Here is a 12,533-nt window from a genome sequence, read left to right as displayed (position 1 = left end):
ATGAATTTATTGAAAAATGCGAACACATTTATTCAAGAGAACAAAGAAAATATGGTTGAAAAATTCAGACCAAAGTTTCATTTAGCGCCTGAATATGGATGGATGAATGACCCCAATGGTTTTGTCTATTATCAAGGTGAATACCATTTGTTTTACCAATCAAATCCATATGATAGCAAGTGGGATACGATGCACTGGGCACATGCTAAATCAAAAGACTTAGTTGAATGGGAATATCTTCCAATAGCAATCGCACCAGATCAACCCTATGATAAAAATGGCTGTTTCTCAGGTTCAGCGATTGTTGTAGAGGACAAGTTGGTGCTGATGTATACCGGAGTGTACGAGGAAAACGGCATCGTTAACCAAGTTCAATGTATTGCGACATCAACTGATGGTATAAACTTTGAAAAACATGTTGCCAACCCAGTCATTGATCAAACGAATCTTGGTGAAGTAGGTACGACCGTTGATTTTAGAGATCCTAAAGTCTTCAAAAGAGGAGACACCTATTATTCAGTAGTTGCGTCAAAAACGCTGGATGAACAGAAGTCTCAAGGACAAATATTTATTTTTAGTTCAAGCGATTTAATCGAATGGTCACAAGCGTCTGTGCTTCTTGAAGGAAATGATCAATTAGGCAATATATGGGAATGTCCTGATTTATTTGAAATTGACGGAGAAGACATCCTTGTGTTAAGCCCAATGAACATGCCGATGGAAGGGAATCAATATCAAAACCTAAATTCATCAATAGCCTTCTTAGGGAAAGTCGATTGGGAAACCCTTTCATTCGAAGTGAAAAGCTACCACGAAATTGACCATGGGCTAGATTATTATGCGCCTCAAACGTGTCTAAATGATCAAGGACGAAGAATCATTGTGGCTTGGCAACAAATGTGGGGCCGAACTAACGTAACAGACGAACTAAAACATGGTTGGTCAGGCATGATGACATTACCTCGCGTGTTATCGGTGAAAGATGGTCAATTAATTCAAACGATTCCAACTGAATTATACGATCGCTTATCAACTTTGGGCGATGATAAAGAAGAGTTTAAAGAGCAGCATTTAATTGAGAATGAAAAGGTTAACTATCTTAAAGTTGAATCAGCCTCTGAATTAACTGAGCTGTCGATTAAAATTGGGAATGACACAGAAGAGTATTTCTCGATTAACTTGGAAGAAAATGTTGTTTCGATTTCAAGAAAGTATGTGAATCCTGAGATTACAGGGGAAGCAACCTATACTAATGAGCGTTCAATGGACATCAATCCAGTTAATGCAATCGAGTTAGTAATTGATACCTCGTCCATTGAAGTCTTTATAGATGGTAAAGCAATGAGTAGCACGGTTTATTTCGATTCTCCAATTAAAACAATTGAAATACACAGTGAAACTAAAGAAACTAAAGAAGTAACGATAAGTGAAATTAATTAATCGTTAAACTCATTTATATAAAAAAGAATTTAAACTACACACACACACACATATATATAAATGAACAAAAACGCTCCTATAGCTAGCTTTGGCTAAACATAGGAGCGTTTTGTTCGTTTATCTACGAATCAGTAAAAAAATCGCTTGATTTCTGCTTCAGCCGTTTCAGGCGTATCTGATCCATGAATGAGATTGTAAGTCACATCAGTCGCATAGTCACCGCGAATGGTTCCCGGCGCTGCTTCAAAGACATTGGTTGGCCCCATCATGGCGCGCATACCTCGAATAACGTCTTCACCTTCAAGAACCATGCCAAAGACAGGGCCAGATAACATATAGCGTTCCAGTTTAGGATAGAAAGGCTGGTCAGTTAAGTGGGCATAATGCTCGGCAATGATAGGCGCATCAAGTGTCATCAATTTGGCTTGTACGATACGGTAACCTTTCTTTTCAATACGTGAAATCACGTCACCCATCATGCCACGCTTGACACAGTCTGGTTTCAACATGATGTATGTTTGTTGAATGGTCATCTGATCACTCTCCTAAAGCTTATTTTTACCATTATATCAAGAAAATGATGACAATGCGCTTGACTGACTTTTATTGTAACTTCTTTTACCTCACTTTCTTGTTGTGTGAAAAATATGGCGAACTAGCCATTTATCAGTTAGAATTAGGTAGAGTCATTAAGATAACACAAGCCAATTTAATTGAACGGTTCACTATAGCATGTCAAAGAATCAGTACGCAATAAAATGCAGTAAGGAGACTAAGGATGTTAACAGAATTATTAGAACACTTAAATGCAGGCAAGGCTCTATTGCCAGGTAGTGATTTAAGTAAGTTAATGAATGAGATTAGTTCAGATACACGTAAAAGACTAGGACAGGCCAATACCGCTGGATATCTAAATGAGGACGAAATGCATGAGATAGTTCAAGGGATTTTAAATTATGATATTCCCAAGTCTGTCAGTATTTGGCAACCTTTTTATATGGATTTCGGGCGTAATATACGCTTTGGTGAAAATGTGTTTATTAACGCGAATGTGCACATGCAAGATCAAGGAGGCATTCAAATCGGTAATAACGTATTAATCGGTCACCAAGTGGTCTTAGCAACTTTAGACCATGACTTGTTACCGGCAGATCGAGGCGTTCTACATCCAGCTAAAATCGTCATAGAAGATGATGTATGGATTGGGTCAAACGCGACCATTACAAAAGGTGTGACGATAGGACAGGGTTCAGTCATTGCGGCTGGAAGTGTCGTAACAAAAGACGTACCGCCATTGTCGATTGTTGGCGGTGTTCCAGCAAAAGTGATTAATAAGATAAACAAACCAAAAAGAGGGATTATATGATTGCAAAAAATGAAGAAGAAATTAATGGACTAAAAGAAATTGGTAGAATTTGTGGTTTAATTCGTAATGAGTTAGTCGCTTATACTAAGCCGGGGATAACGACTCAAGAGTTGGATGATTTAGCCAAAGATTATTTTGAAAGAGAGGGCGCTCAATCGGCGCCAATTGAAATTTATGATTTTCCAGGCCATGTGTGTATTAGTGTCAATGAAGAGGTTGCCCATGGAATTCCCGGCGATCGCGTGATTGAAGAGGGCGATATTGTCAATATTGATGTGTCGGGTTCTAAGGATGGTTATTTCGCGGATACGGGGATTTCTTTTGTGGTGGGTCAAGGGGACCCTCGCGCGCACTTAGTGTGTGACGTTGCCAAAGAAGCCTTCGATGCCGGTCTTCTTAAAGCAAAACCTGGTTCTAAGTTAAGTGGTCTGGGTAAAGCCGTTCATAATACAGCCCGTCGTCATGGCTTGACGGTCATTAAAGACCTGACTGGACATGGTATCGGTCGTTCGATTCACGAGGAGCCAGAGCACGTCTTAAACTACTTTTCGCGTTGGGATGATGAGATACTAGTCGATGGTCTGGTGATTGCCTTTGAACCCTTTATTTCAACCTATGAGGAAGAAGTTGAGCAGGACGAGGATGGCTGGACGCTGTTCACTGAAGAAAGCATCGTTGCTCAATACGAGCACACGCTGATCATCACTAAAGATGGCCCAATTATTACAACCCTTTAGGACTCAATATGACTATGAAACAGCTGCCGCAACTTAAAAGAGTTGAAGGTGGCTGTTTTGTTTGGATTGCTGTTGGCTAGCACTTGGTTTACTAGTATAGTAAAATTAATAAATGTTATTGTACAAAAATCAGCTTAGTGAGGCTTGAAATTAAGGAGAATTGAATGGAATTTGTTAATGAATATCCTGCGTTAAATAGTGAGGAATTTTCTGAAGTGAATTATCTTTCGCTTAAATATATAATGAAAAAGAATTACAAAATATACAATTTAATAGTGTTTATCGTGTTCTCTTTGTTCATTCATTATTACATCGGACTATGGAAAGTCACCGGTAGTTTTGCAGGGGTTATGATAGTGCTTATTTGGTTGCAACCGAGCGTTACTGCGAGGATTGCTTTAATAACTCTTAAAAAAAGACACTCAGTGATGAAAAGTCCTAAAAGTTTGATTAATCGAGTGGTTTTCGGACGAGATATTCAGATATATTGGGGGGAGGAACTTGTTGCAATAAGTCAACTCGATCAGGCAAAAGCCTTTATGCTGACGGATAATTTTATTTTGTTAGTATTAGAAGGAGACAGTGTTGTTGCCTTTAAGAAAAATGCTTTTCTGACGGGGACATCGGAGGAATTTATGAAGGAACTCAGAAAATTAGGGATTAAGAAAGTTTAGAGGGGTGTAGAATGATTTTTATCAATCAATTTCCAAAGATAACAGACGAGCAATTCAAAGAAAGTATCTATAGAGCCATGAAAAATCGAGCTGGCGAAATAACGAAGAAATTAGGCTTTGCCTATATTTTTGTGGTAGCTATGATGTGGTTTTTCACTAAAGATGTGGTAGGAACAGTCTATGTCTTCGCTTTAGCTGTGTTAATTTGTTTATTGCTGGCGATAATTGGACCTAGACTTGCGTACCGAAAAATGCTGAAAAACAGAAGTGTTTTAGCAACACCGAGTGATCTAGTTAATAAGGTCGTAATAGATAGTCAGATGTCAATCTATCGAAATGAGACGTTAATGTTTACGAGTGAGATTGAAGAAATCAAGGTATCTTTAGAGACGGAAAATTTTTTCGTACTGATTATGAAGGGGGAAACCATCGTTCAGCTTGAAAAGAATAGTTTTCTAGAAGGTTCAGAAGAGACGTTTCGAGAGTGGTTGCTTCAGCAAGGCATTCGCAATAAACGATAGATATTAAAAACTAAGCTAGCAAAGTAGATTAAAGCAAAGAAAGGTGGCGTCATGGGGGCAGTCTATATCAATATTGTCTTTATATTTGTCTTAATGTTTCTAGGTTACTATTTGACCTACAAGGGCTGGTTTAATGATACCGTTGGAGATGCTTTCTCTAAGCTGGTACTGCAAATTGCCTTGCCGTCTAGTATGTTTCTGACGATTACACGTAATTTTACGCAAGCAGAATTTCTGGAATTAGCCAAAGGAACGATTGTGCCACTTGTTTCGATGCTACTGACATTTGTGGTCAGTTTTATTTATATTAAAGTCTTTAAGTTGGCTGTTTCAAGGCGTGGTATTTTTTCAACCGCCTTTACTTGTTCCAACACAATTTTTATTGGTTTACCGATTAATTATGCAATCTTTGGTAGTCGCGCAATTCCCTTTGCTTTGTTATATTATATCGTCAATACGACCTTATTCTGGACAGTGGGTATTTATTTAATTGCCAGCGACAACCCTCAATTTACCAAAGAGAAAGTTCAATTTAATCCACTGGTTGCTTTGAAGAAGATATTCTCACCAGCGCTCGGCGGTTTTATGCTGGGAGTGACTTGGGTTTTAATCCAGTTGCCTTTGCCTGAGTCAGTCACAACCTTCCTAGCTTATTTGGCTAATTTAACGACACCACTGTCGATGTTTATTATTGGCATTATTGTTTATGGTGTTGGGATTACTAAATTGAGCTTGGATAAAGAAATTATTGGGGTTTTGGTGGGACGCTATCTAATCTCACCACTACTAGTATGGGCTGTTGGCCAGTTTATCACGGTACCACCTCTGATGTTATCGGTATTTATTATTCAAGCAGCTATGCCTATGCAGAATTCTATTCCGATTCTAGCGCGTTCTTATCAAGCGGACCAGAAATTTGCGGCTTCAAGTTTAGGCTATTCAGTCTTACTTTATTTACTTTATATTCCAGTGTTATTGAAAATTATGTTGTAGTCATATGAAATGAAAAACCTCCTGCCGCTAACCTATAAAGGGAAGTGGTTGGAGTTTTTTTGTGAATAGCTATTTAAAAAAAAACATATCTTCAAATTTTTGATCCAAAGCAATACAGAGTATCAGGGCTAATTTTGCTGTTATTTGTACAGAAGGACGAACTTGAAAAGGGAGAGTTTTATTATTTAGGCAAAGTAATCCCGATCAAAGATAGTGAAAAACAAATCGAAATGTCTAGGAAAGAAGAAACAGTCCCAGTTGTGACAATTGACTTCGAGCTTGAATATCCAGTGCCATTTGAGTTGTATCAATACCTTGTGAATAGGTAGCCGTAGTTAAGTCAAATAAATAACCATCACAGTCGATCGAATCTACTGTGATGGTTATTTATAATTTTGTAGAAAAGGTTTTGACTTTGGCACCTCTAAACGTTCATTTTAATAATAATCTACTATGCGTGTATCAGAAGTACAATATAATATAGACGATTTAATCCCCTTCATTGTTTCTCTAACAGAAGCAGTTCAAAGGTATCTTTGACGGGGAATAACGAACTAGTGCACCTTTGTAAAAAAGTAGTTCTACTCTTTGTTGGTTTAGGGTGTCCCCAACATATGCATAAACATTCCGTTGATTTTACAACGTTCTTCGTATAGAGTTAAAAGAATATGGCTAACAGTGCTGACAAGTGGTGTCTTGCTACTAAGTAGTTATACAATCACAGGCACGGCGACAGAAACCGTGTTTATGGGATGAATACGGCCAATTAGTTTGTGTTGTTAAGGGAGGAAACGTACTGTGCATTATGACGTAATTGTGGTTGGCGCTGGTTCGATGGGGATGGCGGCAGGTTATTTTCTTGCCAAAAGTGGGAAGAGAACTTTATTAATAGACTCCTTTAACCCACCTCATAACAAAGGGAGTCATCACGGAGAGACGAGAATCATTCGGCATGCGTATGGCGAAGGTGTAGAATACGTTCCGTTGGCGCTCAAGGCTCAAGAATTGTGGAAAGACTTAGAGAAAAAGACGGGAAAACAGTTATTTATCCAAACGGGTGTTCTAAACGCAGGCCTTAAAGACACGGATTTTACCCAGAACATCATCTCAAGTTCAAAAGCCTATTCATTGCCACTTGAGGTGTTAAATTCAAGTGAAGTAAATAAGCGTTGGCCGGGCATCACTTTACCAAACATGTATGTGGGGTGCTTTGAACCAACGTCAGGAGTGCTGAAATCTGTGGAATGTATTGAAGCTTATCGAGAACTTGCAGAGCAAAACGGAGCTACCATCTTAACTAATAGCAAAGTGAAAGAATTATCGGTTCATGATAAAAGAGTTACCGTCAAAACCGAGAAGCAAACTTTTACCGCAGATGCGTTAGTGGTTTCAGCAGGATCGTGGTCAGGAAGTCTCCTTTCCATGTTGGACTTAAATCTCCCTCTAAATCCTGTAAGAAAAACATTTGCATGGTTTGATGCCGATGAAAACTTGTATAATTATAAGGATTTTCCAGCTTTCTCATTTGAGACATCTCAAGGACTGTATTATGGTTTTCCAAGTATTAATGGTTCCGGATTAAAAGTGGGCCGGCATGATGGAGGAGAGACAATCAATCCAGATGAAGCCATCCCAGAATTTGGCGAATTAGAGGAAGATACGACAGATTTAAGCCAATTCTTACATGACTACATGCCTTCTACACAACAATTGAAGTACGGTAAAACATGTATGTATACACGAACTCCTGATGAAGATTTCATTATTGATTTGCATCCTAACTATTCAAACGTTGCGATCGCATCAGGCTTCTCAGGACATGGTTTTAAATTTAGCAGTGTAGTTGGACAGATTTTAAGTGAATTGATTATTTCAGGGAGGACTAATCAGAATATTACTCCTTTTTCAATCAATCGATTTAAATAAACTTCTTTCGAAATTGATCATGGACTAGACTATTATGCACCTCAAACTTGTCTAAATGATCAAGGGCGAAGAATTATTGTGGCTTGGCAACAAATGTGGGGCCGAACTAACGTAACAGCCGAACTACAACATGGTTGATCAGGCATGATGACATTACCTCGCGTGTTATCTTTAGAAGACGGTCAAATAATTCATACGATACCAACTGAATTTTATGATCGATTAAGACTTCTGAATGATAAAGCAACGTTTAACGATCACTTTTTGATTGAGAATCAAAAGGTTAACTATCGTAAAGTTGAATCACCCTCTGAATTAACTAATCTATCGATTAAGATTGGGAATGACCGAGAGGAATATTTCTCAATTATGTTAGAAAAAAGTGTGGTATCTATTTCAAGAAAGTATGTGAATCCTGAGATTACAGAGGAAGCAACCTATACTAATGAACGGTCTATGGACATCAATCCAGTCAAGGCTCTTGAATTAGTAATGGATACCTCTTCCATTGAAGTCTTTATAGATGGAAAAGCAATGAGTAGAACAGTTTATTTCGATTCTCCAATCAAAACAATTGAAATATACAGTGAAACTAAAGAAACTAAAGAAGTAACGCTCAGTGACAGTAATTAACCGTTAAATTCACTTAATATGACGAATGGTAATAATTAGGGTGACAATTTTTTCTTTACCCAATTAATAAAGTCGTGTACTTAAAAATTTCTCCGTAATCGGAAGCAAATGATTTTTAAAGCCTTCTCAGGCAGACTGCTCATTAACTAATCAATTGCCGGGTGCATAACGGAGTAGTTTTAGTACTGCAAGGAATCATAAAAGTTGAGTATGACCAATTTTTATGTTCTGTACCCATTGTGAAATACCCTTTACTCTTTCCAGATGAAGTATTCATTTTATCCAAATTCCCAAAAGACCTCAGTCTGCTTCAGTTGACTTGGGTCTTTTGGAATTAGGGTTACCAATATTAAACTTGTCTTGTATTTCTGAAGTTGGCGACAGATACTTTTTTCTTAGGACCGTAAAGTAAGAATTAAGACGCCTTCGTAAAACCAATTACTAATTGTTGAAAAGGGTAGTTTCTCATGATATTCTTGACCCAAATTTATGCGGGTAACAAGTACGTGCTAATTATGTTGAATAACCTCAAGCAACTGTGGCGCATGCTTTGTTTTCCTGCCTTTTTGAGCAATCAGTTGATTAACATTTGCTCAGGAGTCTTTTGTTTCTCCAATAGGACTAACCAAAGAAACGCTCAATCTCAATTGCAGCATTCTCGACGGAGTCAGAACCATGAATTAAATTATAGGTCACATCTGTCGCATAATCACCGCGAATCGTACCAGGAGTAGCTTCAAATACGTTTGTAGGCCCCATCATGTTGCGCATACCTTGGATAGCATCTGGGCCTACTACAATCATCGCAAATACTGGACCGGACAATAAATAAGTTTCTAACTTAGGGTAAAAGGTCTGATCAAGTAAGTGCGCATAATGTTCAGCGATTAAAGGCGCATTTAATTGAATGAGCTTGGCTTGAACAATTTGATAACCTTTCTTTTCAATGCGTGTGATGATTTCTCCCAACAATTGCCTTTTCAAAGCATCCGGCTTTAACATGATGTAAGTCTGTTGTGTTAACATTTCGTCACGCTCCTTGCAGATATTTTCTTCATTATATCAAGCTTGAAAATAGAACGGTAGCGAAGTCATTTGATTGAGTATTTTGCCTCGGGTTGGAAGTAAAAGTTTAGTAAATGATGTGGTGAAATGTTATAGTGGAGTTAACAACAATCAAAGGAGTGGTCGAATGACAGCGTATGAAGTACCGAATGTATGGCAGTGGGAAGATGAAAACTCAGAGCGAGGCGGCAATCGTCCTACCGCAGGTAGTCGTTTTGAACAGACATTACCGGTTGGTGAAGCACCGTTTCAATTATATTCTTTAGGCACACCCAACGGTATTAAAGTAACCATTATGTTAGAAGAATTGAAAGCTTTAGGGATTCAAGAAGCAGACTATGATGTGTATCTCATTAATATTGGAACCGGCGATCAATTTGGTTCAGATTTCGTTGCCATCAATCCAAATTCTAAAATTCCAGCTTTAGTCGACCAAAGCCAATCGCCGCGAGTGGATATCTTTGAATCAGGTTCGATTTTACTTTATTTAGCAGAGAAATTCGGTCAATTATTACCTGAAGATATTCATGGCCGTACAGAAGCATTGAACTGGTTGTTCTGGCAAATCGGTTCAGGCCCTTATGTAGGGGGTGGCTTCGGTCATTTCTTCGCCTATGCGCCCGAAAAGATGCAGTATCCAATTGACCGCTTTACAATGGAGACGAAGCGTCAACTAGACTTACTGGATCAAACGTTAGCTAAACGTCCTTATATTGCAGGTGACACTTATACAATTGCCGATATTGCGATTTGGTCATGGTATGGACGTCTCGCTTTAGGTAATTTATATGAAGGTTCAGCTGAGTTCTTAGATGTTCAAGCTTACAAACATTTAATGGAATGGTCACAACGTATTGCGGAAAGACCTGGTGTTCAAAAAGGTCTTGAAGTTGAATACAAAGAACTAGGCGAATAATTGAAATATAATAAGACTGGTCGCGCATCGGATGTGTTCGGCCGGTCTTATTCTGTATTATAAATATTATGCTACGCTCAAAGTCCTACCAAGCGACTATTATTATTAGCGATGGATTCCTCCTGGTACCGCTTTGGAAAACAAGTCGCTGAGCTGCGCAGGATAGTTCAAAAAAGTATCGATATATTATCAAGTTAAAACTGATAAACGGAATTTAAAGGACTTGGATTTGTACGGATTTATCTAGTCTATTAGAAAGATAAGAATGGAAGTAAGAGGAGCATTTGATGAATGTAGAATTGACAAGGTTTAGAGTAAAACCTGGTAAGAGCCAACAAGTCGATGAATGGTTGGCCTTTCTAAATGGCAATATGCAAGATGTCTTAGTCACATTAGAAGGCGAAAAGATGTATGTTGAAACGATTTTCAGAGAAATTTTAAACGGTGAAGAATACTTATATTGGTACTCTGTCCAAGGTGAGGGTGGACAAGACGTTGAAACCTCAAGTCACTGGATTGATAAAAAGCACTTAGAATATTGGGAAGAGTGTATCGATCCGACTTTTAGGCCAGTAGATTTATCACCTGAAGTTGTGATGATTCCTGAAAAAGTCCGCAATAGCATGAACTGAATCTATTAATAGAATATATATTGTGAGGTGAGCTAGGGCTTGCCTTTTTGAGTTTTATAAGGAATAAACACCGCTTATACTTCGCCCAGCTTATTGTTTTTCCAAGGCGGTAGTCGCATTCAAAGTCTCACGGTTGTGAGGGATTTTCCAGTTCAAGCGGCTAGGGTATAACTACTTCGTTGTGCTACTTGTGGTCGTTCAACAAAAGTAGTTTTGTATTATCAAGTTAAAACTGATAGACGGAATTTAATGACATCGAGCGTAGGGAGAGTATTTAAAGGGATTGAGATGACAGACTCTGTGCACCTTACTCCGCTATTAATAATTTATATGCAACTTTTTAATAACTGTTGCATATAAAGGAAATAAAATTGGTTATGTAAGCGTTATAAATATACAATGAGAATTAATAAAATGGAGGAGTTGAGACTTATGTTGAAATTAATCAATAAAGTACCAGCCGGAACATTTCTCGTTCCACTAATAATTAGTATGGTGCTATATACTTTTTGGCCTGATTTATTTAAAGTAGGTGGTTTTACTGAAGCGATGTTTAGTAGTGCGGGTGTGAATCTTATTTCAGGTTTATTAGCTTTTGCGACAGGCTCACGAATAAATATTCAAATTTTGAAGCGTTTATTAAAACATCAAGGAGCTTTGTTGTTAGTCAAAATCGTCATTGCAACTATTTTGTCATTTGCTTTCTTGGCTTTATTTGGGCATCAAGGGATTTGGGGAATTTCAGGAGTTGCATTTGTAGCAGCAATGTTTAGTGTCAATCCCGCTATGCAGTTGTCTATCTTAGAAGAATACGGTTATGAAGAAGACGGCATGATTATAGGTCTATCAACGTCAGTGACTTTACCGATTTTACCCATGATTATTTATAGCACTTTCTTTTCAGTAGAAGGATTGGCGGGTATTAACTGGTCACCGATATTGTCCGCACTATTCCCATTAATAATTGGTTTTATCTTAGGAAATATTGATCCCGCTTTCGGCAAGTTATTCGGTCCATTAGTTGGAGCCTTATTACCATTTTTAGGTTGGAACTTAGGTCAAAGTATGAATTTTATGGAAGCTTTGAAATCCGGTGGTGCAGGAATCCTATTGACTGTCATTTTCTTGTTGGTAATGTCAGTTCTGTATGTAGCAGATACTAAATGGTTGAAACATGACGGTTTATCGGCTTTTGCGATGATGTCAGTGGCCGGGGTGTCAACAATCGTGGCACCAACAATTGCGCATGGATTCCCAGAAATTGAACCATTTGTCACATCCGCTAGTTCACAAATACTATTCGCCTCAATTATTACGTCACTCCTTATTCCGTTTGTAATTGGGAAGAAGTATAAGAAGGTGTAGCAAGTATAAATTAGAAAAATGTTAATTTATTTGATAGGCATATGATATGCCAACGCAACTTAGTATATAAATACTTTATAACAAACAAAACCCAGCTGTTTATTTAACGGCAGGGTTTTATTTATGTGTGTGTAAATATTAATAATTTTAGAAATCAAAGTGTGTAACAGTTAAATTTTCCTCAGCAATGTAATTCACATCTTCTAAGCTTACTTCAGGGTATAAAATTAAACAATTAACAGTCGAAAAAGCAATAACTCGTTTA

Annotated in this window: 14 protein-coding genes and 1 pseudogene; 13 read left to right on the top strand and 2 right to left on the bottom strand. The window is 38.0% G+C overall.

Annotated elements, in window-relative coordinates; all coding sequences use genetic code 11:
* Positions 1-1,440: a glycoside hydrolase family 32 protein gene (locus tag GF867_RS06625; protein WP_153832320.1), complete on the top strand. Its 1,440-nt coding sequence runs from the start codon at positions 1-3 to the stop codon at positions 1,438-1,440.
* A gap of 128 nt (positions 1,441-1,568) precedes the next feature.
* Here the strand turns inward: GF867_RS06625 and ndk (GF867_RS06620) are convergent, their stop codons facing one another.
* Positions 1,569-1,967 (bottom strand): nucleoside-diphosphate kinase, encoded by a 399-nt coding sequence (ndk, locus tag GF867_RS06620; RefSeq protein WP_366927783.1) that lies wholly within the window; start codon positions 1,965-1,967, stop codon positions 1,569-1,571.
* Positions 1,968-2,617: 650 nt separating this feature from the next.
* Here ndk (GF867_RS06620) and GF867_RS14490 point away from each other — a divergent pair.
* The 9 genes and pseudogenes from GF867_RS14490 to GF867_RS06575 form a co-directional block, all read left to right on the top strand.
* A pseudogene (locus GF867_RS14490) lies at positions 2,618-2,806 on the top strand (DapH/DapD/GlmU-related protein); the annotation flags it as partial.
* A complete protein-coding gene (gene map / locus GF867_RS06610; RefSeq protein WP_153832317.1) occupies positions 2,803-3,543 on the top strand; it encodes a type I methionyl aminopeptidase in 741 nt (246 codons plus the stop codon). The pseudogene GF867_RS14490 and the gene map, both read left to right, overlap by 4 nt.
* 164 nt (positions 3,544-3,707) lie before the next feature.
* Positions 3,708-4,217, top strand: a complete 510-nt coding sequence (locus GF867_RS06605; protein ID WP_153832316.1) for a hypothetical protein — start codon at positions 3,708-3,710, stop codon at positions 4,215-4,217.
* Positions 4,218-4,228: 11 nt separating this feature from the next.
* Positions 4,229-4,738 (top strand): hypothetical protein, encoded by a 510-nt coding sequence (locus tag GF867_RS06600; RefSeq protein ID WP_153832315.1) that lies wholly within the window; start codon positions 4,229-4,231, stop codon positions 4,736-4,738.
* A 51-nt stretch (positions 4,739-4,789) separates the two neighbouring features.
* Positions 4,790-5,731 carry an AEC family transporter gene (locus GF867_RS06595; protein WP_153832314.1) on the top strand — a complete coding sequence of 314 codons (942 nt, stop codon included), beginning with the start codon at positions 4,790-4,792 and terminating at the stop codon, positions 5,729-5,731.
* Between the two features lie 95 nt (positions 5,732-5,826).
* On the top strand, positions 5,827-6,060 hold the full coding sequence (locus tag GF867_RS14360) for a DUF3427 domain-containing protein (RefSeq protein ID WP_366927782.1): 234 nt from the start codon (positions 5,827-5,829) through the stop codon (positions 6,058-6,060).
* 469 nt (positions 6,061-6,529) lie between these two features.
* Entirely contained in the window at positions 6,530-7,657 is a 1,128-nt protein-coding gene (solA, locus tag GF867_RS06585) for an N-methyl-L-tryptophan oxidase (RefSeq protein ID WP_216650275.1), read from the top strand.
* A 12-nt stretch (positions 7,658-7,669) separates the two neighbouring features.
* Positions 7,670-7,795, top strand: a complete 126-nt coding sequence (locus GF867_RS14020) for a hypothetical protein (RefSeq protein WP_366927781.1) — start codon at positions 7,670-7,672, stop codon at positions 7,793-7,795.
* 6 nt (positions 7,796-7,801) lie between these two features.
* Complete coding sequence (locus tag GF867_RS06575; protein WP_153832312.1) at positions 7,802-8,290, top strand: GH32 C-terminal domain-containing protein; 489 nt, start codon at positions 7,802-7,804, stop codon at positions 8,288-8,290.
* A 621-nt stretch (positions 8,291-8,911) separates the two neighbouring features.
* Here GF867_RS06575 and ndk (GF867_RS06570) read toward each other — a convergent pair.
* The gene (ndk, locus tag GF867_RS06570; protein WP_153832311.1) at positions 8,912-9,316 is read right to left on the bottom strand and encodes a nucleoside-diphosphate kinase; all 405 of its coding nucleotides are present in this window, start codon (positions 9,314-9,316) and stop codon (positions 8,912-8,914) included.
* 166 nt (positions 9,317-9,482) lie between these two features.
* Here ndk (GF867_RS06570) and yghU point away from each other — a divergent pair, with 166 nt between their 5' ends.
* From yghU to GF867_RS06555, 3 genes are all read left to right on the top strand, one after another.
* Positions 9,483-10,271: a glutathione-dependent disulfide-bond oxidoreductase gene (yghU, locus tag GF867_RS06565; protein WP_153832310.1), complete on the top strand. Its 789-nt coding sequence runs from the start codon at positions 9,483-9,485 to the stop codon at positions 10,269-10,271.
* Between the two features lie 287 nt (positions 10,272-10,558).
* The gene (locus GF867_RS06560; protein ID WP_153832309.1) at positions 10,559-10,903 is read left to right on the top strand and encodes a DUF6176 family protein; all 345 of its coding nucleotides are present in this window, start codon (positions 10,559-10,561) and stop codon (positions 10,901-10,903) included.
* Between the two features lie 432 nt (positions 10,904-11,335).
* Positions 11,336-12,268, top strand: coding sequence for a 2-keto-3-deoxygluconate permease (locus GF867_RS06555; RefSeq protein ID WP_172973977.1), 933 nt, complete (start codon positions 11,336-11,338; stop codon positions 12,266-12,268).
* Positions 12,269-12,533 lie beyond the last annotated feature (265 nt).

Origin of the sequence: Fundicoccus ignavus, assembly GCF_009659375.1 — a bacterium.
In the GTDB taxonomy this organism is placed as follows: Bacteria; Bacillota; Bacilli; order Lactobacillales; family Aerococcaceae; genus Fundicoccus; species Fundicoccus ignavus.
Note: the sequence above shows the minus strand (reverse complement) of the source record. Positions and strands in the feature narration are given on the sequence as shown.